A 22,334-nucleotide genomic window follows, 5' to 3' on the forward strand; every position below is an offset into this window, starting at 1 on the left:
ATTATATGAATAAAAGTTGGTTCTTAATGATTCTTTATGTAATCGCTATCATTTCTTTGGTTATTGGATGTACAAGTCCAGAAAAATACCATGTATTATATGAAGCCGACAAGGTTAAACAGGAACAAACTGAAAAAAAGCCCAAGACTAAAAAACATTATCGCATTGCTTACATACCGAAAGTAGGTAATATACCATATTTTGAATCTGTTTATGAAGGCGTTAAAGAAGCAGCTGAACAATTGGAAATAGAGATAGTATATGAGGGGCCATTAAAAGCGGAAGCGGAACTACAACGTGATATTGTGGAGAAAATGATGGATAAGAAAGTGGATGCTATTGCAGTCTCAGTGATTGATAGTAAAAGTCTATCTTCAGTATTGAAGGAGGCTAAAAAGCGAGGCATCAAGATTGTGACATGGGATGCTGATAGCCAACCAGAAGCCCGAGATCTATTTGTGGATATGGTTGACTCTGAAATTCTTGGACGTCATTTAATGGACCAGCTAGCACTTCATACAGGAGAAGAAGGAGAGTTTGCGATAATGACAGGCTCATTTTCAGCAATTAACCATAACTCTTGGGTCAAATGGATTCAAGCACAATGGCAACAATATTATCCGAATATGAAGTTGGTAGAGGTCGTTGCAACTAATGATGATCCAGAAATTGCGTATGAAGCAGCAAAGACATTATTAAAAAAGTACCCAAATTTACAGGGGATTATCGGCAATTCTTCTGTTGGACCTCCTGCTGCAGCACAGGCTGTGAAAGAACAAAATAAGGTTGGACAGGTTGCAGTAGTTGGTCTATCGACACCAAATTTAATGAGGGATTATTTACTGGATGGATCAGCACAGACAGTTACTTTATGGAGTCCGAAAAAGTTGGGCTATTTAACGATCATTTTAACTGAGAAGATACTTGCAGGAGAACATATTCAAGATTATGAAGTCATTCCAGGTGTGGGCATTGTGCGTTTCTATAATAATGAGCAACGTGTTGTTATGGGAGAAGCCATCGATTTCACAAAGGAGAATGTAAATCAATATGACTTTTAAGCGAAGGCGATTTAAAAACTATACGTTAAAAACAAAGCTATTATTGACCTATATTATTATTACTATTATTCCAACTGCTTTATTAGGGTACGTGGCTTATAGTCAATACGTTTTATCAGTAGAGAGACAAGTAGGTACATATATTCCGAGGTTATTAAACCAAGCTAATAATAATATGGAGCGACAAATTGAACAGTATTTTGATGAAATGAATCAAATAAATAACAACAAAGAAGTAATGAATATTTTGAGAAAGTCCACTTTTCAAAATGTATCAAATATGAAACAGGATGAACATGTAGTTGAAAATTATTTGGCAAGTTCCTTTATGCAAGGTAGTAGGGAGCATATTATTAGTGTGTTTGTTTCTTCAAAGGATCGTCTGTTTCAAAATTCACGACTTTCATATGATTCTGGATTCTCAACAAGTCAGTCTATCGGATTATACGGAAATTCCTTTAAATTAAAAGAGGAGGAAAGGGTGTTTTTTCCGCATGAGACCTCTCTTTTCTTCAAAGAGGGCAAACCATTTGTGCTACTAGTAAAACAAATTATTGACTATGAAAACAGGCACAATTTAGGCACCGTATTTGTGGCACTTGATTTAGCCTTTATCGAGCAAACAATACGTACTGTCGATGAGCAAGATGATGCGAAAATGTGGATGATAGATGATCGAGGTTATATTATTTATCATTCCATACCGTCTCTAATCGGTACCCTTGATAAAGATAAGGTAGATTATCCAATAGCTAATGGTAGTTTTCAATCAGATCAAACATTATATAGTAGCGCCAATAGTGTTAAAAACCGGTGGACCTTTATGCATGCTATTCCCGTGAGTCACTTAACTGAAGAGTCTGATTTTGTACGCAATATAACAATCATATCATTCTTCATTATTGTAGTTTTGGCAATAGGCAGTTCGATCATTCTTGCGTGGGGCGTAGCAAAACCAATTCAACGTTTAGCGGGTGAGATGAAGCGAGCGGAAAAAGGAGATTTTGATATCCAGCTCACGAATGAGTCGAATGATGAAGTAGGTATGCTTTCAAAAGCATTCACGAAAATGCTAAGAGAAATTGAGGAATTAATAAATGAAAAGTATGAAATTGAACTGAAGCAAAAGGAAGCAGAGCTATATGCACTTCAGTCGCAGATCAATCCGCATTTTATGTACAATACGTTAGAAAATATCGCCATTATGGTGGAAGAGGATGAAAAAACGAACGTGGTAGAGATGGTCACAAATTTAGGTCGCATGCTGCACTATTCATTGGGCAATAAAGACCAATTCGTTCCCTTATATTTAGAGCTTCAACATATTCAAGATTACCTAGTGATTCAGAAAGCACGCTTTGAAGAAACGTTAGCATATTCGGTCGTAGCTGCACATACATTGCACGACAAAATGACACCAAAATTTATCCTCCAGCCACTGATTGAAAATGCATTTGAGCATGCGTACATACCTGGGCAGACGTTAGAAATCAATGTCACGGTTACAGAAGAAGAAAACGTGATGCAGCTTGTCATTCAAGACAATGGTAAAGGAATTAGTACTGAAAAATTAACTTTAATCAAACAGCAGTTAACTGACAATCAGATATTTAAAAAGGATGATAGCTTTGGCTTATCCAATGTAAACGGTAGACTTGTACTCCATTTTGGTAATGAGTATCATCTACGTATTCAAAGTGAAGAGGGCATCGGCACCAAAATTTTCATGCATATACCTATTCTAGATAGAGGAAGTGTTTACAATCATGACAGAGAAAATTAAAGTCATCGTTGTTGACGATGAAAGTCGTCTAAGAAGGGGCATTGAAAAACTAATTACAAGTAACGGTGAAGAATGGGAAATTGTTGGCTCATATGTAACGGGCCAAAGTTGTCTCGATGATGTTATAACACATGACCTTCCATTTGATGTGCTGTTTACCGATGTGAAAATGCCCTTGATGAGTGGTTTGGAATTGTTAACTCGTTTAAATGAAAGGACCTCAAAAGCTTATTATGCAGTGATAATTAGCGGTTACGATGATTTTGAATTTATTCAAAAAGCAATGCGTGAAGGGGCCCTCGACTATTTATTAAAACCCATTGATAGGCTGGAAATGCAAGTGTGTCTCGATAAAATTAAAGCTAAATTCCACAAGAATGAAGTGCTAGCGGAGCCTGAATCGAAGAATGTGTCGATTGAAATCGCGACCCAGTGGATTCATGAGCATTTACATGAAACGTTAACGATTGAGAAAATAGCAGGTAAGGTTTTTATGAACGCCACCTATTTTAGTGAATACTTCAAACGAAAAACTGGCGAAACCGTCTTGGATTACATCACTAAAAAACGAATGGAAAAGGCGATCACCCTGCTCAAAACAACGAATATGAAAATATATGAAATATCACTTGCGACAGGCTACACAGATACAAAATACTTTAGTAAATTATTTAAAAAGCATTACGGCATGTTACCCTCGCAAATTCGTCATGGAGAATAGGCGGAATATGAGGTGTAGTATTGTTAATTGATGTCAAATAGGAAAAGAGATGCCTGAAGCCCTTTTACATTAAGGGTTTTGGGCGTTTTTTTTTTTTGCAGTATTAGGCTTTTAATTAGATATGTTCTGATTGATTTTAAATTGAGTAAAAATCATTCACCTATTGTTTTAAGGTTTTTGTAAGGTTGGCATTAATATCACGTAAGATTAGCAAGTTATACTGACTATTATTCAAAATAAAGAACTCAAAGGAGATATATATGAATCCATCCATATCACAAAAGGAAAGAATTATTTCATTAGACATTATACGTGGGCTTGCTCTTTTTGGCATACTTCTTATAAACGTTGGAGCATTTAAAGTTATTATAGAAGGTGACCCCTTACCAGATTACAGTGGGTTTAATGGAATTATTAGCCTATTGATAACAATCATAGTTGAAAAAAAATTCTTTTCTATTTTTTCTTTCTTATTTGGAATAGGCTTATATATTTTCGCTTCAAGAGCGGAACGTCGTGGAGATAAACCTAAATTACGTATGGTACGACGATTACTAGTACTCTTACTTCTTGGAATCGTCCATGTATTTATTTTTTGGGGAACAATTTTACCAATATACGCAATTGTAGGATTGTTTTTAATCCCATTTTACGGTGCGGAAATTACTACAGTAAAGAAATGGTTAGTTAGTTTTGTAACTATTTATGTAGTTTCTTTAATAGTTAAGTTTTTTTTGCCTACTATTATAATAGTCTCATCTATCCTTGATTTCTTTTCTAATGATATTATACTAATCTTTATAATGTTTTTAGCTGGCTTTTTAACCGCTAAAGCAGGGTGGTTATTACAAATAAAAGAATTGTCAAAACAGATTAAATGGATTCAAATTGTAACTTTTGTATTGTTCATTGTTTCCTCTTTATGCATTTGGTACGCTCATCTAAGCGATTATAATAATGAAAAACTAGTTGTTGAATTAGGAGTAATTCCAACAACAATGTTTTACTTATCAACATTATTTTTATTGTTAGAAAATAAGCGTATAGAGAAATTAATGAAACCTATTGCGCGTGTGGGACAAATGGCATTTACAAATTACATTGCACAAAGCATTATAGGAACGATGATTATTTCACTAATTGGCCTTGATGTTGTATCTCCAAAGGATGTTGTATATATCGCAATCCTGATTTTTGTTATCCAAATTATTTTTAGTAATATCTGGTTTAAGTTCTTTCCTATTGGACCATTAGAGAAAGTATGGCGTTATATGACTTATGGAAAGAAGAAATACAATAACAAAGTTTAATTTAGACATACATTATAAATTAGTATTTTAATAGATTTTGCTACAATAAAAAAAGCCACTCAAAATGAAGTGGCATTTTTTTATTGTTACATAACTTTGACTGATTCAATGATGTTAAGCAATTTTAATAGTCCACTAACAGAATATCGTATATATGTTTATTTTGAAGGATTATCCTTAGTATAAGGTTCTTATATACTCTCGTCCTTTCCAATAATCCATTTTTTCTTCAGTTTGTATATCTTTATTGACTACACATTCAGTAAGACTAGTTTTTTCTTCATTGTTTAATTTTATAAGTAAACCGTCTATTCCATTTCCATTAACTTCATCATCACGGTCAACAATACCCTTTATATTTTCGTTATTTTTAACAATTTTGTATTTCACGGCTATTACTCCCTTCCGACAAACCTGATTTACCAGGCGATTTTAAGAGTTCAGTTGAGCAAAGCTTTTCCGTACATTACTAGGTTTTATACTATATTGCCTAAGAATTTTTTTTGGAAAATCCCTGATTTGTCGTTGCCATATTTGCTTGTAAGATCAATTATTCAGCAGTTTGTATTAGCTAACTATTCCGATTCTAAAAGTTATTTTTATCCTCTAAACTACTCATTAACATACATAACGTTTAAAACAATAAAAGGTAGTTCAAGATGAAATCCCAAAACGACTGCTTGCTATTCTATACTATTAATTGCCGACTTTAATGTTCAATATCTCTCACTCCTTATACGAATAATAACAGCCTTGTTTAACTAAATCCTGTCCATCTATGCTTTGTTTAGACACATTTTGTAATTGCAATAAAAGTAAATACACCTCTTGCTATGAAAAATTCTAGAACAAATAAATAGAAGAAAATGCCTTTTTTAATGCAAAGTGAAATGGAATCTATGATGTAAGGCAAATAAAAAGACCATTCAATTGAATGGTCTAACATAAATAATCCAGCCTAAATATTCATCATCTTTAAAACAATTCTTGTTCAGTTGTCAGAAATAGAAACATATGTTCTTTTTGTGGTTAAAAAAAATCCCTTTCAATATTCAGAGGATCAAAAAATATACGATAGCCATTATAGATGGTCGATAAGCCATAGCGCTGTCGATACCTTTCTATAGCGCAATATAAGTATTGTGGGGTTATTTCTAGGTACGTGCAAATGTCTTCTTCAGTTCTTTGATCAGCAACATAGCATTCAATTAGTTTGTCCAAGGAAACAATCTTTTCATAACCCCATCTTCTAGCTGTAAGTTCTAATTTTTGATTGCGGACACTTTCTAAATTCGTAATGTCTCCGTAAGTTGTTTCATAATGCCCAATCTCTTCTGCTAAAACACAATGTTTTTCGTAAAGGCTTAATCGTTTATTCACAATGATTTGATGGTCTACATAAAGTCCAGATAACCCTTTTGGCATTAACAAGGATTCTTTAAATGTTAAGTGCTTATATTGAGACATAAGAGCTTCGTATAACATAAATTCACCTCACTTTTTACGTTGCGATTTTATAAAGTCTATGTAGTTTTTAATAACCTCCATTTCTTCCTCTGTTACATCATCATCTATATGTGCTGCAATGGTTTCAATCGTTTTTTCTTTAATGGATAATTCTTTTTGAGTTTCAAATGAAGGATCAATCCTTGATTTTTCAACGTTTAAGGCAGCAGCCATTTTCTCTACATTGCTAATATTAATGAGCGTTTTACAATTTAAATAATCAGATAGAGTACTTTTTGATATACCAGTTAACTCACTAAGTTTGATTTGATTTAAATCGTTTTTTTTTAGTAACTCTTTAATATTTTTGGCAATCTCCTTTTTGAGAGGTAAATCCCTATCTATCATGCTCATTTCCTCCAATCACCTAAAATAGTTAAATTAATCATAATCGATTACTCCATTATGTGCAATTAAAAATCCGGGAATATTCGGAAATATTATGAAGAAATTGAAATTAATCGTTTTACAATCCGAAAAAATTCGGATAATATACAACTAATAGAAATAATGAAATGGTGGAAGCATACTAACCAAACCTTATTGGAATAATAGATGAAGCTATGCATTTTGTAATCGGCAACTTTTCAAAACACTTATAACAAAATACATTTGGGAGGTAGTAGTATGAAACAATTTAATCGTTTAGCAAATATGGACATTAAAGAAAAAGAGATGCATGAAAAAGAGGATGAAATAATTCATCACAAAGGGAAGCTATTATGCAAAGTATCTCGTAAAGCTAAAGTTGGCGACTATGTTCGTTTCCATAACCTACACCGCTCATATGAAATGAAAGAAAATACAATCAACGGGAAATTGTATAAAGTGTTCAAGCAAGGTGGATATGAAGATGGGGGCGTGTATTTTGATGAGGAGGGTAATGAAAGAGATGTCCTTGGTTGGGAGATAGATCCGATTCCAGATGTATTTGAAGTATGTGGTGTTTATGACCGTGCTCCATACAATGCTTCTGAAACTGCTCAAAATGAACAAGAATCGTTAAGCATAAATAACCTGAAGACGATTGCAAAAAGAGTACAACAACTTCAAGTGGATAGAGTAATCCATCAACAACAAATAATCAATTATTACTTTGGATTTGAAACTGTAAGTATACATCTAACAGAAGATGCTTTTCTGTCTATTTTTACGAGCTACACACATGAAAATTACGATGGACAATATACGAAACTAAGCGCTGTGATGAATGAGGTCGAATTTTTTTGCTTGCAAGAAAAACAGACTTAAATGATATTTCAAATCAGAAAGGTGAAATTTTATTATTTGCGTACAACATTTATTAGATAAATAGATATGAAATTAAACAGATGAATGAACTTGTAAATGAAAACGAAAAATTCAACTAAAAAATCAAGGTTTTTTATTTGCGAAACGTTTTTCTACGTGAAAAAAAAGAGAAGAAATATTTCTTCTCTTTTTTTATTGATGATTTTAAGGGTGGTTCTACATAGCAAATAAGAGACAGGAACAGAGAGGCTTGTCTTTATGAAAGAGAATAAAATTATGCCTATTACTTGGAAGTACACGATGCATGAGTAAAAACTTGTAATGATTTTTATTTGAATCAAGCAATTATCAAGAATTATTGAGGAAGGATCTAATTGATTTCTACTAGCAAGACCCTTACCTCTATTGAAAAAAGATTCAGCGTGTCATGAATGTAGAATGAATTAATTGTTTCACTTTTTTCTACGGTCCATTTTTGACATTTGATATGTTAAAAGATCAATTTGCTTTTGCATCTGTTCTAACTGTCTTGATTGTTCTTTAAGCAAATGTGACTGTATGTTACTCAATCTTTGTTCTTCTTCTAATTCTTGTAACTCTGCCAATGCCGCAATAGTTAATATTGCCTCACCTAGTGTTGTAATAGAAGCACCGATTACATGAAGTTTGGCGGGATGATTTTCTGGTGATTCAAAACCTTTTTCGAAGTGTTGTTTGCGATTAGATTAGGATTATTTTCTTTCATTGTCATGCCTCCCCTTGGCTATTTTATGTTTTTTAAACAAGTCATGAAACTCGTCCATGGATTGTTTATGAAAATGAGGAACTTTAAATTGAGAAATAACGGAAGGTAATAAATCATGTAATGAATACTTGGATATTAGGTATTATTAACCAATTTTTACAAAAGTTTAAATAAGTATTTGATTTAGAACATTTGTTCGTATATTATTGAGTTGTAAGTACTTACTAATAACAAACAAAGGGGATGTTAGAATGGTAAAAATCTTTATTGATCCAGGACATGGTGGGAGCGATCCAGGGGCTATTGGAAATGGAATTCAGGAAAAGGATATTACTTTAAAAATTGGCGCAAAGATTAGAGACATTCTTACGGCAGAATATAATAATGTAACAATTTTAATGTCTCGTACAGGTGACTCGTTTCCAAGTTTAACGGATCGTACGAATGCGGCAAATGCATGGGGTGCAGATTTTTTCTTATCAGTCCACATTAACGCTGGTGGGGGAACTGGTTTTGAAAGTTTTGTATATCCAGGGGTTGGGGTACCCTCTACAACTTATCAAACTAATATTCACACAGAGATTATGAACGTGAATCAGTTAACGGATCGTGGTAAAAAACAATCCAATCTACATGTTTTACGCGAATCGAACATGCCTGCACTTTTAACTGAAAATGGGTTTATTGATAGTGTAAGTGATGCTACAAAGATGAAAAATGAAACGTGGCTTACAAATGTAGCGCGTGGACATGTGAATGGATTAGTTAAGTGCTTTAATCTACCTAAGAAGGACTCTGCGATTTATCATACAGTTATTTCGGGTGATACGGTTTATTCATTGAGTGTAAAATACGGTAGCACAGTTACTCAAATTAAGACGTGGAATAATCTTGATAGTAATTATACAATTTATTTAGGACAAGTATTGAGAGTGAAATAGCAAAAAAATATCATAAAAAGCGCATCCAATAGGGTGTGCTTTTTACCTACTCGGGAAAGGTGGAGACTAAACATTGGAGAAAATAGTAGAGGTCGATCATCTTTTAGATAATCATGAGGGGCGTATAAAACAGTTAGAAGTGAATGACTTAGACAAAGAAAAACGATTGCGTGCAGTGGAGCAATCTTATCTGAAATTAGAAAATACGATACTACAAGAAAATCGAGATACACGTCTGTTATTTCAAAATACTATTCAAAATCAGTGGGAACTTATTAAATCTCGTGACATAGCAGTTGAAAATGATAAAAGTCGAAATTATGATCTAGCTAAGAGTAATTTAGAAAGACGAACAGAATTGGCTATGAAGTTACTCGGTACAGGAGGATTATTATATTTATGCATTCAATCCCTACTTGAGTGGATGTCTAAATGAGAAGTAGTGATGATTTAAGAATTAATAGAAAAACAGATTATAGTGCTAATCATTTTGGCCGTGATGGAGGGAATAAAACGAATAATGAACATAATGAAGAATTTTATGATACTCACTGCGTTAGCTGTGAGTATTTTTGTTTACTACCTAAGAATAATTCATAAACCCCAGCATTGTGGTCGTTATCTGTTAAATATACATAATTTGCCGAATAGTGCTAGTGAGTTGCGTTTAAAGCATTTAGGTTGGGCAAATGAGCAAGAGCGTTTGCAAAAACTTGAACGGTATAAAGCTTTGGATCCCGGGGCTAAGTATGGTGATATTAGGCAATACACTTCTATATTAGATGAAAATCCTAATTTGATTGAGTGGCAAGGTTTGAAAAGGAGTGAACGCAATTTATAACTAAAGTAAACAGAATGTAACAATGGCGAAAAATGAGAATTGACAGGGAAAATACAGCATATACTAGTGGACTAATACGATATTTACAAAACTTTAACATAAGAGAAAAGGGGGATAAGTATGCAAAGTAGGCTTTCTTTATTTGTGAAAGTATTTATGCTAATGGTTAGTTTTTTATTATTTGGCCAGACGATTGATGCTGGTACTCAGGACTTAAATCCATTAAGAGAAGATATTGAAAAGATTGTAAGGGAACAGCTTGACGGAGCAGAAGTGAGTATTTCCGTTCGGCAAAAAAATTCTGGGCATCTGATCTATTCATACCATGGTGGTCAAGTGATCAAACCAGCATCGAATATGAAGTTGCTGACCTCAGCAGCTGCTTTAGAAACACTTGGTAATAATTATCAGTTTAAAACACAATTGTTTACGAACGGTAAGATTACAAATGGTCTTTTAGAGGGGGATCTGTACATAAGAGGAGAAGGGGATCCGACTTTAATGAAAGAAGATTTGGAGCAGTTTGCAGGGGAATTGAAAGCTAAAGGTGTTCATACAGTGGATGGTCATTTGATCGGTGATGATACTTGGTTTGATAGTGAATTATTAACGCCAGGTATTGTATGGGATGATGAACCGTATTATTACGCTGCTCCGATTACTGCATTAACAACTTCGCCCAATACTGACTATGATACGGGGACTGTTATCGTAGATGTGTCGACAGAGTCAGTTGATACTCCACCTACTATTAAAGTCACACCTTATATTGGTGAAATGGAAATAATTAATAAAGCAAAGACAGTCAAAGAAACTGATGCGTACACATTAGATATTACGAGACTATACAAATCCAATCAAATTGTCATTAGTGGAAATTTGCCAATAGGTAAAACGGGGCGAGAGTGGATTACAGTAAAAAATCCGACCATACACACATTATCTTTGTTTCAATCAGTTTTAGAAGAAGCGGGCATCCAATTTATAAGTGGTCATACGCTTAAAGTGATGAAGACGCCTAAAAAAGCTACTTTGCTAGTTGAAAAAAGGTCAATGCCATTAAAAGATATTATGATTCCATATATGAAACTTAGTAATAATGGAATCGCCGATATTTTAGTTAAAACAATGGGGCGAGTTGAGAAGCATGATGGAAGCACTAAAGCGGGTTTAAAAGTTGTAAGATCTTACGGCAAATCATTAAAACTTGATATGAAAACATGGAACTTTGAAGACGGTTCAGGTATGTCCCATAAGAATAGTGTATCTAGCAATGCATTAACGGATATGCTTTACAAAGTTCAAAAAGAGAAAAATTGGTACAAAACTTATTATTCTAGTTTACCTGTAGCTGCAAATGCTGAACGAATGATAGGAGGTTCGTTGCGTAATCGTTTTAAAGACCCATTAACGGCAGGTAAGGTTATTGCCAAAACAGGTTCTCTAAATGGGGTCAATACTTTAAGTGGATATGTGCAAGCAGATAGCGGCAAGTGGTACATTTTTAGTGTTCTTGTACAAAATAAGGAAGACACCATTCCGGTCATTGATAAAATAGTAACTACTATGGCGAAAGAATTATAATAAAATTTAGCACCTTCTAAAGCGTTTTTTATCCTTTAGAAGGTGCTTACGTATGTATTTATTTTTCTCTAGTTTTACTACTAATGAAAAAAACACCTGCATAGAGTATAGATGAGGTGGTTTTTTGAAAAATAATAATAACGATAAGATGGATAAGAAAGAACAGCAACTCCAGCAGTTTGTACGTCAAAACGAAGGGAAAATCATGACGTCAAATGAAGGTGTGAAAATCTCCAATGATGAAGATTCGTTAAAAGCAGGGGACCGAGGTCCAACGCTAATTGAAGATTTTCTTTTCCGTGAAAAAATGGCGCATTTTGATCGAGAGCGAATTCCTGAAAGAGTTGTGCATGCACGTGGATATGGGGCGTATGGTGAATTTGAATTGTATGAGTCACTTGAAGAATTAACAATGGCTAAATTCCTTAATGATACTGCTGTCAAAACGCCATTATTTATACGTTTTTCACAAGTGGCAGGTTCTAAAGGTGTAAATGAAACGAATCGAGATGTCCGTGGTTTTGCTACGAAATTTTATACTGAAGAAGGTAATTTTGATTTAGTCGGCAACAATATTCCTGTGTTTTTCATTCAGGATAGTATTAAGTTCCCGGATTTAATCCACGCAGTTAAACCGGAGCCTAATAATGAGATTCCTCAAGGGCAAACAGCGCATGATACATTCTGGGATTTCATAGCAAATAATCAGGAGTCAGCTCATATGGCAATGTGGATTATGAGTGATAGAACCATTCCAAGAAGTTTCCGAATGATGCAAGGCTTTGGAGTTCATACATTTCGATTCGTCAATAAGCATGGCAAATCCCGTTTTGTGAAATTTCATATAAAGCCCGTACTAGGCTTACGGTCACTCATTTGGGATGAGGCGCAGAAGTTAGGTGGGGCTGATGCAGATTACCATAGAAGAGATCTATGGGAAAATATAGAAAATGGAAATTATGCAGAATATGAACTTGGTATTCAAGTGCTAGAAGAGGCAGATGAATTTAAATTTGACTTTGATATATTAGACTCTACTAAATTATGGCCTGAAGAAGATATACCAGTTAGAATGATTGGGAAAATTACCTTAAATCGAAATGTTGATAATGTATTTGCTGAAACTGAGCAAGTCGCATTGCATCCTGGAAATATTGTTCGAGGTATTGATTTTACGAATGATCCACTTCTACAAGGCCGACTATTTTCTTATTCGGATACTCAGTTGTATCGCGTAGGTACGAATCATCAAGAATTGCCGATTAATCGCCCTGTTTGTCCTTTTCATAATAATCAACGTGATGGAGCTTCTCGCTACATCATCGACAAAGATCGAATTGCTTACCATAAAAACTCATTAGCAGATAATACACCATACACAGTGCCAGGTTCAAAAGGGGGCTTTGTCACATATCCTTCTTTGGTAGATGGGAGAAAAGTAAGAGAAACAGCAGAAAGTTTTGAAGATCACTTTTCGCAAGCGCGCTTGTTTTGGAATAGCATGTCACCAGTAGAAAAAGACCATATTATGCAAGCTTTTAGCTTTGAATTAGGAAAGGTGCAAAGTATTTCCGTAAGGCAACAAGTAGTGAATATGCTAGGTCATATTAGTACAGAATTAGCAACAGTAGTTGCTACTGCATTAGGTGTTGAGGTTCCGAAAGTGCCAGAATCTCAGGTGAAAAAGTCATCTCCAGCTTTAAGTCTATTTAATACTAAACATTCACCAAAAACGCTAAAAGTGGGTGTTATTTTAGAAAGTGGTTTTAATGGTAGGGAAACTAATTATTTATTAGAACAGTGGAAAAAAGTCGGACTCCAACCTGTCATTGTTCATGATGAATTAGGTGTAGTGAAAGGTACTGACGGCATAGAATTAAAAGTAGACCAAAGTTTTCTAACGGGTTCACCTTTACTTTATGACGGGCTTTATGTAGGTGTAAGTCCAAATGCAAATGAAAATTTCCTATGGAAAACAAAGTCCTTTTTAATAGATACGTATAATCATTTCAAACCAATTGGTGCTTCTGAAGCGGCTGCGCCAATTTTAGAGTCGATTGGAATTTTAGGGAAGCCAGGTGTATTAGTAGATCAAAATCCGCAAACTTTTTCGAAGGAATTTATAGATGCAATGACCATTCAACGTTTCTGGCAACGTGTATGAAATGAATAGGGAAAGATTCCAGGGAACCCTCAATTTAAAGGGTTCTTTTTTGTATAGGCATTTGTCACGCATTTTTGTTATTTGCATAAAATACGATGAGACGAATCATTTAATGAAAAGAGGTTTTTAATCAATGTCTATTTCTTACATGGATTTTACACAACCGAATGTAGAATTCTTTTTTGATTTAAATAAAAACAGATTATTTACGCGTAATAATGAAAATTTTATTAATAGTCTAGGTAGAAATAATTTAAATACGCTAGGGAATGTATCGCTTTTTGATATATTTTTAAGTAAAGATCGTATTATTGAACCGCATTATCATCAAAATGCTTCGGAGTTAGTATATTGTATTTCAGGATCTGCAGTCGTTTCTTTGATTAACCCATTTACTAATAAAGTGTCACATATACCGATTACCCCTGGGCAAGTTGCGAACATACCTCAAGGTTGGTGGCATTGGGAAATAGCGACAAAAGAAAAAACGCATTTACTTGCTATTTTTGATGCCCCGTATCCAGAATCTATATTAGGGTCGGATCTCCTTACAAAAACACCTACTGAAGTACTTGCTTATGCTTATTGTTTAGATCCTAACCAATTGAAAAAAACGCTTGCACCTTTAAATAATGAAACAATACTCATTGGACCAACTGACAATTGTTTGAAACAGCCAAAGAACACCAACATAGAACAACCTAGCATACCTATGACAAACTATCATCCATATTATAACGCTGTACAGAATCCTTATTATTATGGAGGAGGGCATTGATCATACTTTGCATGTTGTTCGTATATAGGGCTAGAAGTTTTTTGATGAATATGATGAATAAAGGACAACATCGAAAAAAAGTAAAGTTAACTAGGTCGATAAATAAGGTTCCTTTGTGTCTTTTTTAGAATCTCTTCTTAATGAATCGATGAGCCTAACGAAAAACTGGGTCATACAAGAAAAAGTCAAAAAGACCGTCATCCAAATGGATAACGGTCCTATTATTATTTGAATAGATTAATGGTAGTGATAATGATTGGTATTGCAAAAACATCAATTAAAAATGCGCCAACGATTGGTACGATTAAAAATGCTTTACGAGATGGTCCGAAACGGTTTACAACAGCTGACATGTTAGCCATTGCATTTGGTGTTGCACCTAATCCGTGTCCAGCAAAACCAGCAACCATTACAGCAGCGTCGTAGTTTTTTCCAAGGATACGGAATAACACGAAGATACTAAATACGACGATAAATAATACTTGAACAAATACGATAGCAAATAATGGTAATGCTAAATCTGCGATTTCCCAAAGTTTAATACTCATTAATGCCATTGATAGGAAGATACCTAATGTCACGTCACCAATTAAGTTAACACTCTTCATATGAACTGAATGTGGTTTAATTTTATCTAAAACATTTCGTACAATGACAGCAGTAAACATAGCACCTACATATCCTGGAAGAACAAATCCTGTAGCTTCTGAGAATAATGTGCCTAAATATGTACCAACCGCCATACAGAATGTAATGATAAACACTTGGAATAGAAAAGATTCAGAAGTAATTGGATAGTCATCATCCTCGTGGCTAGCAACTTCCTCTTCTTCTGCAGGTTTCAAGTCGTGTTTAGTGATTAAATATTTAACAATCGGACCACCAATAAGACCGCCTGCTACAAGACCACATGTTGCAGCCGCAGCGCCAATTGTCATCGCTGAGGAAATTCCGAGATCCTCTAATGTTTGTCCGAACGCAGCGGCAGAACCATGTCCACCTTCCATTGATACAGCTCCAGCCATCATGCCAATTAGAGGGTCGATGCCAAATAATGATGCAAGTGAGACACCGATTACATTTTGCATAAGTGCTAAAAAGCCACAAGCTAGCCAATAAATGATTAGTAATTTCCCGCCAAGCTTTACTAATTTAAAACTTGCCCCTAAACCAACAGTCGTGAAAAAAGTAATCATAAACAAACTTTGTAAAGAGGTATCTAATGAAATTTCTAAAGTGCCCGTTGCTTGTAAAATAGTCGCAAGTGCTGCGAATATTAAGCCCCCAACAACCGGTGCTGGAATACAAAAACGCTGTAAAACCCCTATTTTTTTAATGATAAAGCTACCTAAAGTTAATAGAGCAACCGCTAAAAAGACGGTTGTTATTTGATTGATTTCTAACATCTACCATACCCCTTTATAAAAGAAACTATTGCTTCGTTGACGAAATATGCCCCTAATTTTGTCGTTCTTCCCCCTTCGTCTAACGATGGATTCACTTCACAAATATCAAATGACACCGTTTTGTCATCACTTGTCACAAATTGAATAATAGAACGTACAATTTGTGGAGATAAGCCAAACGGAGAAGGTGCACTAACACCAGGTGCAAATGCAGCGTTCAATACATCTGTACAAAGTGTTAGCAACACTGCGTCATGGTTATCGATAAATTCTTGTAACTCGCTTTTATAAAGTTGAGATGAATCAGTAATTAGCTCATCTTCATAGATGTAGTGAACACCAAGTTCATCTGCTTTTTCGAATAATTCCATTGTATTGCCATAACGTTGAATACCAAGTACAAAATAGCTAGCATTCATATCTTTTTCTAAAATTTGACGGAACATCGTACCAGATGATGGCTCAATTTCATATGAGCGCAAGTCAAAATGCGCATCAATATTGATTATGCCGAGTTTTTTATCCGGTCCAATCGCTTCTCTAATTCCTAAGTAATGGCCATATAGAGTTTCGTGACCTCCTCCGAGCACGATACACTTAGATTTAGAATTTAAAATTTTAGTAACAGCTTTACCTAGTTCAATTTGAGCTTCTTCAAGATGCGAACCTTTACATGCTATATTTCCAGCGTCCTGTAATTTACTTTCAGAAGGCAGTATCCAAGGCAAACTTGATAATGAGGATCTTATAGCATTAGGAGCAGCAGCTGCGCCAAGACGTCCTTGATTTCTTCTAACGCCTTCTTCACATTCAAAGCCAATAATGGTTGAAGTGGAAGTTGTACTTTCCTTGATTTCTTGAATATTAATTGGTTCGACTGCTTGATGGTATCGAAAACTCACTCGATTTGTCGGATGGTCTATACGACCTTGCCATTGTTCTTTAGTAATCATTGTATACATATATTTCACCTCAACGTTTAGAATAATTAAAATTGATTGTAAATTCATTATATATTTCATTAATTATAATTTCTAATATATAATTATTATAAAATAATAGTTAAAAACTATAAGTGGAGAGAGATAATAATTATGGATTTAAAAAGATTATATTATTTCATCACAATTGTGAATAATAAAAGTTACTCTAAAGCAGCTGAAAAACTACATATATCGCAACCTTCCTTAAGCAATGCAGTAAAGAAGCTAGAACATGAAGTTGGAGCACCTTTACTTGAAAGAAGTACTCGAAAATTTGTATTAACGGATGCAGGTGAATTGCTATATACGAGAGCAACTATCATGTTATCTCAAATGGATATTATGAATAAAGAAATGAAGGAAGTAATAGTTGGAGGAAAAGGTGAAATTGTACTTGGTATAATTGAATCACTTAAGACTTGGCTACCTAATTTGATCTATACCTATAAACAAAGTTACCCGGCTATGGTATTTAAGCTTTTTGATGTACTAAGCGTAGAGCATGTTAAACACTCTCTTCAAACATATAAATCACATGCAATCATTACGAATCAATTGATTTATGAGGAGGATATAGAATCGATTCCACTTTATAAGGAACGATTAGTAGCTGTGTTGCCTCAAGGACATCCACTAACAAAAAAAGCTAGTTTGAGCTTAGCTGATTTAGAGCAGGAATCATTCATTATTAGTACAGAAGGTTTTCAAACACGAATAGATATTATAAATGCCTTTAAAGTTGGGCAATTAAACTTAAACATTCAATTTGAGATAGAGCGTTTTGAAACAGCAGTTTCTTTAGTGAGAAATAATTTAGGGGTTACAATTGTCCCTGAAAATTATGTTATGGAGCCAATCGACAAAACAGTTGTCCAAAGACCGATTGATCATCCTTCCCTTGAAAGAACAGTCTATCTAGCATATATGAAAAATCGTCATCTTCCAGTAGCGATACAACACTTTTTACAGTCAGTTGAGCAGCATTTTCCAGCCAATTAACCTGTGTAGTATATTTTGGAAGGTGACTTCGATTATATACGATAGAAGACGGTTATAATGGGAGAAAGTCGCCTTTGTTACTATGTGAGATATAGAGTTTCTACCTATATAAACATTGGAAGTAAAATCCTTTTTATTGAACTTGTTGCTTTGAACTTCCACTATCTAAGAGGGAATATGGGTGTGTAAAATGTTTTTGTGTATATGCAAAATATGATAAAATAGAGTGGGAGAGTGAGCACACATGCGAAAAAAACGACACAATATTCTAAAACAAGATAATGTCATTGTGTTTCCTGGAGCTATTAATAAACTAATAGCTGATGGGCATCACTATGCAGAGCATTATCAATATGACTTAGCTGTGCAAGCTCTTAGTGAAGCATTGCAGTATACTGAAGGCGATGAAAGTACGCTTAGTGTATATGCTTTCTCCTTATATGAAATACGAAATTTTGAAAAAGCGAAAGAGGCATGTGAGAAATTACTCGCGATAGGTCCTCATAAATACATAGAAGCGATGGAGTTATATCTCACTGTCTGCATGGAATTGAAAGAGTTCAATCAGGTAGAGGAATTAATCAGATCATTACTTGAAGAACAAGTCATTCCAGAGGAATCAATTCCTAAGTTTATTCGCTTGCAAGAACTTAATGCTCGTATAGCAGAGAATCTTATTCAGGCAGATGAGCCGGTAGTCGATCAGGAGATTGATAGTACAGCGTTACAACCAGATCATTTTTTCTCTTTATCTTATATGAAACAGTTTCAATTATTGCAGAGTATTCGACATGTTAATATTCGTCATATAAAAGAGGAAATTGTAGCCATTATCGAAGATGACCGAATCCACCCCTTACTTCAAAGTGAGGCATTGTTATTGCTAGTAAATCAACAAGTTGATACAACGGTGAAGGTTACAAAATTCAATGTTCTGTGTACGGTTAATCCTGTCGAGTTAGCAGAACCATCTGCCTTACCTGTTACAGAAGCGGTCTTGGCAATTGTTGAAGATGAGCTACAGCAAGAACCATCGGCATTAGATATGGTACAATATTTGATACAACGACATATTGTCGTAACTTATCCATTTGAATGGTTCGATTATGAAGCACGGGAAATAGCGGATGGCTACGTTGACTTTGTACATGCAATGTTCGGAGAAGTAAAGGAAACTGATTACGACTTGATGGACTTTTTCCACAAGCTTGAGCAACTTTCTGAACTGCCTGACGTATGAAATAAGTTGAAAGTATAGCTATCTATGATATACTAAAATGGTTGTCAAAATCGTAAAAACGAATGAATTGTCTAACATTTGAAATTATTTTTGGAGGTAGAATAAATGTCAGTGAAATGGGAAAAACAAGAAGGTAATACTGGATTATTAACAGTAGAAGTATCTGCTGAAAAAGTAAACGAAGCTTTAGATCAAGCTTTCAAAAAAGTAGTAAAACAAATTAACGTACCGGGCTTCCGTAAAGGTAAAATGCCTCGTCAAATGTTCGAACAACGTTTTGGTGTTGAATCATTATACCAAGATGCATTAGAAATCTTAGTAAATGGTAACTATCCATTAGCTCTTGATGAAGCTGGAGTAGAACCAGTTGATCAACCAGAAATCGACTTCGAAGCTATTAATAAAAACGAAGCGTTCACGTTCACAGCGAAAGTAACTGTTCGCCCAGAAGTAACTCTTGGTGACTACAAAGGTTTAGAAGTGACTAAACAAGACACTGCTGTAACTGATGAAGAAATTGAAGCTCAATTAAAAGAACAACAAGAACGTCTAGCTGAGCTAGTTGTTAAAGAAGATCAAGCAATCGTAACTGGCGATACTGCTGTTATCGATTTCGAAGGTTTCGTTGATGGCGAAGCATTCGAAGGCGGAAAAGGCGACAACTACTCACTTGAAATCGGTTCTGGTTCATTCATCCCAGGATTCGAAGAACAATTAGTAGGTGCAAAAACTGGCGAAGCTAAAGAAGTTGAAGTAACTTTCCCAGAAGAATACCATGCAGCTGAATTAGCTGGTAAAAAAGCTACTTTCAAAGTAACTATTAATGAAGTTAAAGGTAAAGAACTTCCTGAGCTAAACGATGATCTTGCAAAAGAAATCGATAGCGAAGTTGAAGGTTTAGATGCTCTACGTACTAAACTAAAAGAAAAAACTGCAGCTGAAAAAGCAACTGCTTCTGAAACAGCTTTACGTGATGAATTAGTAGAAAAAGCAGCAACTAACGCTTCTATGGATATTCCAGAAGCTATGATTAACACTGAAATTGATCGTATGATGCAAGAATTCACTCAACGCCTTCAAATGCAAGGTATGAATCTTGATCTTTACTACCAATTCTCAGGACAAGACGAAGCAGCTCTTCGTGGACAAATGAAAACTGACGCTGAAAGCCGCGTTCGTGTATCATTAGTTTTAGAAGCAATTGCTGAAGCAGAGAAAATCGAAGTAACTGAAGAAGATTTAACTGCTGAATTAGAAAAAATGTCTGCACAATTCGGTATGGATGCAGAACAAATTAAAACTGCTTTAGGTGGTACTCATGTTTTAGAACACGATATCAAAATCCAAAAAACAGTTGAGTTCCTAGCTGAAAACGCAAAAATTACTGAGTAATATTTAAATAGCATCATGAATTGATAGGACAAGGTACGTGGTTTTTAGCGTACCTTGTTTTATCACATACATAATTAGCACTTTGTAATACATAGAGAGAATTATAAAGCAAAGTGTTACAAGCTATACAAAATCATTATATTTGATAATGTTAACGTAATCTTGTAACATTATTGCTTGAATAGGGGTGAAATAATTGTTCAAATTTAATGACGAAAAAGGCAACTTAAAATGCTCATTCTGTGGCAAACCACAAGAACAAGTTCGTAAACTGGTTGCAGGACCAGGTGTATATATTTGTGATGAATGTATCGAGTTGTGTTCTGAAATCGTAGTTGAAGAACTAGGTACAGAAGAAGAAGTAGAATTAAAAGATATTCCGAAACCGAAAGAGATACTTGCAATTTTGGATGATTATGTCATCGGTCAAGAGCGTGCGAAAAAAGCCCTATCTGTTGCAGTGTATAATCACTATAAACGTGTAAACTCAAACAGTGTAATTGACGATGTAGAACTTTCAAAATCTAATATCGTGTTAATCGGCCCAACTGGTAGTGGTAAAACATTACTAGCCCAAACATTAGCGCGTATTATTGATGTACCGTTTGCTATTGCAGATGCTACATCCTTAACAGAAGCTGGTTATGTTGGTGAGGATGTAGAGAATATTCTACTTAAACTGATTCAATCTGCTGATTACGATATCGAACGTGCTGAAAAAGGGATTATTTATATTGATGAAATCGATAAAGTAGCCCGTAAATCAGAAAATCCATCGATTACACGTGATGTATCTGGTGAAGGTGTACAACAAGCGCTTCTGAAAATTTTAGAAGGCACAGTTGCTAGCGTTCCTCCTCAAGGTGGACGTAAACACCCACATCAAGAATTTATCCAAATCGATACAACTAATATTCTATTCATCGTTGGTGGAGCATTCGACGGAATTGAATCTATTATTAAGCGTCGTTTAGGTCAAAAAGTAATTGGCTTCGGTTCGAATGGTAAGAAAGACGAACTTGAAGATAATAACTTGATGAAATATTTAATCCCAGAAGATCTATTAAAATTCGGATTAATTCCTGAATTTATTGGTCGTCTTCCGGTTTTAGCAAGTCTTGAACAACTAGATGCGGAAACACTTGTTCAAATTTTAACTGAGCCTAAAAACGCGCTTTCTAAGCAATATCAAAAAATGCTAGCTCTTGATGACGTTGAACTTGAATTCAATCAAGATGCATTATTGGAAATTGCTAAAGAAGCAATCGAACGCAAAACAGGTGCTCGTGGTTTACGCTCAATTATTGAAAACATTATGTTAGATGTTATGTTTGAACTACCTTCTCGCGATGATATTGCAAAATGTATCATTACGAAAGAAACGATTACAGAAAAAGCTCGTCCAAAACTTTTACTTGAAGATGGAACTGAGTTAAAATCAGACAGCGAAAAAACATCTGCTTAATAACTGATTGAAAAGCTGGCTTCGAAAAAGTGCCAATCAGCACTACTCGAAAGCTGGCTTTTTTTAAAATTAATTTCAGTCGATAAACACTTATGAAGAGTGAAATTGAAATGGTAATCATTTCTGTAATTAATAATGTTTGATTTGCGGGTAAATCGGACAAA

The 22,334-nt window shown here is 34.7% G+C and carries 20 protein-coding genes; 15 read left to right on the plus strand and 5 right to left on the minus strand.

What is annotated here, in order from left to right:
• Window positions 1–5: 5 nt before the first annotated feature.
• The 4 genes from MKY02_RS05410 to MKY02_RS05425 all read left to right on the plus strand — a co-directional run bounded on the left by MKY02_RS05410 (window position 6) and on the right by MKY02_RS05425 (window position 4,875).
• Entirely contained in the window at window positions 6–1,061 is a 1,056-nt protein-coding gene (locus MKY02_RS05410; RefSeq protein ID WP_038187548.1) for an autoinducer 2 ABC transporter substrate-binding protein, read from the plus strand.
• A complete protein-coding gene (locus MKY02_RS05415) occupies window positions 1,051–2,844 on the plus strand; it encodes a sensor histidine kinase (RefSeq protein ID WP_076064924.1) in 1,794 nt (597 codons plus the stop codon). The genes MKY02_RS05410 and MKY02_RS05415 overlap by 11 nt, the downstream gene beginning before the upstream one ends.
• Window positions 2,828–3,565 (plus strand): response regulator transcription factor, encoded by a 738-nt coding sequence (locus MKY02_RS05420; RefSeq protein WP_340710772.1) that lies wholly within the window; start codon window positions 2,828–2,830, stop codon window positions 3,563–3,565. The genes MKY02_RS05415 and MKY02_RS05420 overlap by 17 nt, the downstream gene beginning before the upstream one ends.
• Window positions 3,566–3,825: 260 nt before the next feature.
• On the plus strand, window positions 3,826–4,875 hold the full coding sequence (locus MKY02_RS05425; RefSeq protein WP_076064923.1) for a DUF418 domain-containing protein: 1,050 nt from the start codon (window positions 3,826–3,828) through the stop codon (window positions 4,873–4,875).
• Window positions 4,876–5,052: 177 nt separating this feature from the next.
• On the opposite strand, the gene MKY02_RS05430 is transcribed toward MKY02_RS05425, so the two are convergent.
• From MKY02_RS05430 to MKY02_RS05440, 3 genes are all read right to left on the minus strand, one after another.
• Window positions 5,053–5,265 carry a hypothetical protein gene (locus MKY02_RS05430; RefSeq protein WP_038187541.1) on the minus strand — a complete coding sequence of 71 codons (213 nt, stop codon included), beginning with the start codon at window positions 5,263–5,265 and terminating at the stop codon, window positions 5,053–5,055.
• 639 nt (window positions 5,266–5,904) lie between these two features.
• On the minus strand, window positions 5,905–6,360 hold the full coding sequence (locus MKY02_RS05435) for an ImmA/IrrE family metallo-endopeptidase (protein ID WP_038187538.1): 456 nt from the start codon (window positions 6,358–6,360) through the stop codon (window positions 5,905–5,907).
• Window positions 6,361–6,369: 9 nt separating this feature from the next.
• Window positions 6,370–6,729, minus strand: coding sequence for a helix-turn-helix domain-containing protein (locus tag MKY02_RS05440; RefSeq protein ID WP_051448778.1), 360 nt, complete (start codon window positions 6,727–6,729; stop codon window positions 6,370–6,372).
• 279 nt (window positions 6,730–7,008) lie between these two features.
• Here MKY02_RS05440 and MKY02_RS05445 point away from each other — a divergent pair, with 279 nt between their 5' ends.
• From MKY02_RS05445 to MKY02_RS05475, 7 genes are all read left to right on the plus strand, one after another.
• A complete protein-coding gene (locus MKY02_RS05445) occupies window positions 7,009–7,632 on the plus strand; it encodes a hypothetical protein (RefSeq protein ID WP_038187535.1) in 624 nt (207 codons plus the stop codon).
• Window positions 7,633–8,628: 996 nt separating this feature from the next.
• Complete coding sequence (locus MKY02_RS05450; RefSeq protein ID WP_076034335.1) at window positions 8,629–9,318, plus strand: N-acetylmuramoyl-L-alanine amidase; 690 nt, start codon at window positions 8,629–8,631, stop codon at window positions 9,316–9,318.
• Between the two features lie 73 nt (window positions 9,319–9,391).
• The gene (locus tag MKY02_RS05455) at window positions 9,392–9,754 is read left to right on the plus strand and encodes a hypothetical protein (protein ID WP_038187529.1); all 363 of its coding nucleotides are present in this window, start codon (window positions 9,392–9,394) and stop codon (window positions 9,752–9,754) included.
• A gap of 84 nt (window positions 9,755–9,838) precedes the next feature.
• A complete protein-coding gene (locus MKY02_RS05460; RefSeq protein WP_038187526.1) occupies window positions 9,839–10,159 on the plus strand; it encodes a hypothetical protein in 321 nt (106 codons plus the stop codon).
• Between the two features lie 120 nt (window positions 10,160–10,279).
• Window positions 10,280–11,743: a D-alanyl-D-alanine carboxypeptidase/D-alanyl-D-alanine endopeptidase gene (gene dacB, locus MKY02_RS05465; protein ID WP_076034336.1), complete on the plus strand. Its 1,464-nt coding sequence runs from the start codon at window positions 10,280–10,282 to the stop codon at window positions 11,741–11,743.
• Window positions 11,744–11,891: 148 nt separating this feature from the next.
• Window positions 11,892–13,907 (plus strand): catalase, encoded by a 2,016-nt coding sequence (locus MKY02_RS05470; protein ID WP_076064973.1) that lies wholly within the window; start codon window positions 11,892–11,894, stop codon window positions 13,905–13,907.
• 133 nt (window positions 13,908–14,040) lie between these two features.
• Window positions 14,041–14,685: a cupin domain-containing protein gene (locus tag MKY02_RS05475; protein ID WP_038187520.1), complete on the plus strand. Its 645-nt coding sequence runs from the start codon at window positions 14,041–14,043 to the stop codon at window positions 14,683–14,685.
• Window positions 14,686–14,909: 224 nt separating this feature from the next.
• Here MKY02_RS05475 and gltS read toward each other — a convergent pair whose 3' ends face one another.
• Together gltS and hutG are read right to left on the minus strand one after the other, a co-directional pair.
• Window positions 14,910–16,091 carry a sodium/glutamate symporter gene (gene gltS / locus MKY02_RS05480; protein ID WP_038187517.1) on the minus strand — a complete coding sequence of 394 codons (1,182 nt, stop codon included), beginning with the start codon at window positions 16,089–16,091 and terminating at the stop codon, window positions 14,910–14,912.
• Window positions 16,085–17,053, minus strand: a complete 969-nt coding sequence (hutG, locus tag MKY02_RS05485) for a formimidoylglutamase (protein ID WP_076064922.1) — start codon at window positions 17,051–17,053, stop codon at window positions 16,085–16,087. The genes gltS and hutG overlap by 7 nt, the downstream gene beginning before the upstream one ends.
• A 132-nt stretch (window positions 17,054–17,185) precedes the next feature.
• Between hutG and MKY02_RS05490 the strand changes: the two genes are divergently transcribed.
• From MKY02_RS05490 to clpX, 4 genes are all read left to right on the plus strand, one after another.
• Window positions 17,186–18,073, plus strand: a complete 888-nt coding sequence (locus MKY02_RS05490) for a LysR family transcriptional regulator (protein ID WP_038187499.1) — start codon at window positions 17,186–17,188, stop codon at window positions 18,071–18,073.
• Window positions 18,074–18,317: 244 nt separating this feature from the next.
• A complete protein-coding gene (locus MKY02_RS05495) occupies window positions 18,318–19,313 on the plus strand; it encodes a tetratricopeptide repeat protein (protein ID WP_038187496.1) in 996 nt (331 codons plus the stop codon).
• Between the two features lie 105 nt (window positions 19,314–19,418).
• Window positions 19,419–20,705: a trigger factor gene (gene tig, locus MKY02_RS05500; RefSeq protein WP_038187494.1), complete on the plus strand. Its 1,287-nt coding sequence runs from the start codon at window positions 19,419–19,421 to the stop codon at window positions 20,703–20,705.
• Between the two features lie 196 nt (window positions 20,706–20,901).
• Window positions 20,902–22,170: an ATP-dependent protease ATP-binding subunit ClpX gene (clpX, locus tag MKY02_RS05505; RefSeq protein WP_038187490.1), complete on the plus strand. Its 1,269-nt coding sequence runs from the start codon at window positions 20,902–20,904 to the stop codon at window positions 22,168–22,170.
• Window positions 22,171–22,334 lie beyond the last annotated feature (164 nt).

Source organism: Viridibacillus sp. FSL R5-0888 (assembly GCF_038009105.1).
GTDB classification, from domain to species: domain Bacteria; phylum Bacillota; class Bacilli; order Bacillales_A; family Planococcaceae; genus Viridibacillus; species Viridibacillus arenosi.

Excerpts from the sequence above, each read along its gene's own strand:
- MKY02_RS05415 (WP_076064924.1), top strand. The coding sequence starts at position 1,051 with ATGACTTTTAAGCGAAGGCGATTTAAAAACTATACGTTAAAAACAAAG.
- MKY02_RS05425 (WP_076064923.1), top strand. The coding sequence starts at position 3,826 with ATGAATCCATCCATATCACAAAAGGAAAGAATTATTTCATTAGACATT.
- MKY02_RS05475 (WP_038187520.1), top strand. The coding sequence starts at position 14,041 with ATGTCTATTTCTTACATGGATTTTACACAACCGAATGTAGAATTCTTT.
- MKY02_RS05450 (WP_076034335.1), top strand. The coding sequence starts at position 8,629 with ATGGTAAAAATCTTTATTGATCCAGGACATGGTGGGAGCGATCCAGGG.
- MKY02_RS05490 (WP_038187499.1), top strand. The coding sequence starts at position 17,186 with ATGGATTTAAAAAGATTATATTATTTCATCACAATTGTGAATAATAAA.
- MKY02_RS05410 (WP_038187548.1), top strand. The coding sequence starts at position 6 with ATGAATAAAAGTTGGTTCTTAATGATTCTTTATGTAATCGCTATCATT.
- MKY02_RS05460 (WP_038187526.1), top strand. The coding sequence starts at position 9,839 with ATGAACATAATGAAGAATTTTATGATACTCACTGCGTTAGCTGTGAGT.
- MKY02_RS05445 (WP_038187535.1), top strand. The coding sequence starts at position 7,009 with ATGAAACAATTTAATCGTTTAGCAAATATGGACATTAAAGAAAAAGAG.
- tig (WP_038187494.1), top strand. The coding sequence starts at position 19,419 with ATGTCAGTGAAATGGGAAAAACAAGAAGGTAATACTGGATTATTAACA.
- hutG (WP_076064922.1), bottom strand. The coding sequence starts at position 17,053 with ATGTATACAATGATTACTAAAGAACAATGGCAAGGTCGTATAGACCAT.
- gltS (WP_038187517.1), bottom strand. The coding sequence starts at position 16,091 with ATGTTAGAAATCAATCAAATAACAACCGTCTTTTTAGCGGTTGCTCTA.
- MKY02_RS05420 (WP_340710772.1), top strand. The coding sequence starts at position 2,828 with ATGACAGAGAAAATTAAAGTCATCGTTGTTGACGATGAAAGTCGTCTA.
- MKY02_RS05435 (WP_038187538.1), bottom strand. The coding sequence starts at position 6,360 with ATGTTATACGAAGCTCTTATGTCTCAATATAAGCACTTAACATTTAAA.
- MKY02_RS05440 (WP_051448778.1), bottom strand. The coding sequence starts at position 6,729 with ATGATAGATAGGGATTTACCTCTCAAAAAGGAGATTGCCAAAAATATT.
- dacB (WP_076034336.1), top strand. The coding sequence starts at position 10,280 with ATGCAAAGTAGGCTTTCTTTATTTGTGAAAGTATTTATGCTAATGGTT.
- MKY02_RS05470 (WP_076064973.1), top strand. The coding sequence starts at position 11,892 with ATGGATAAGAAAGAACAGCAACTCCAGCAGTTTGTACGTCAAAACGAA.
- MKY02_RS05495 (WP_038187496.1), top strand. The coding sequence starts at position 18,318 with ATGCGAAAAAAACGACACAATATTCTAAAACAAGATAATGTCATTGTG.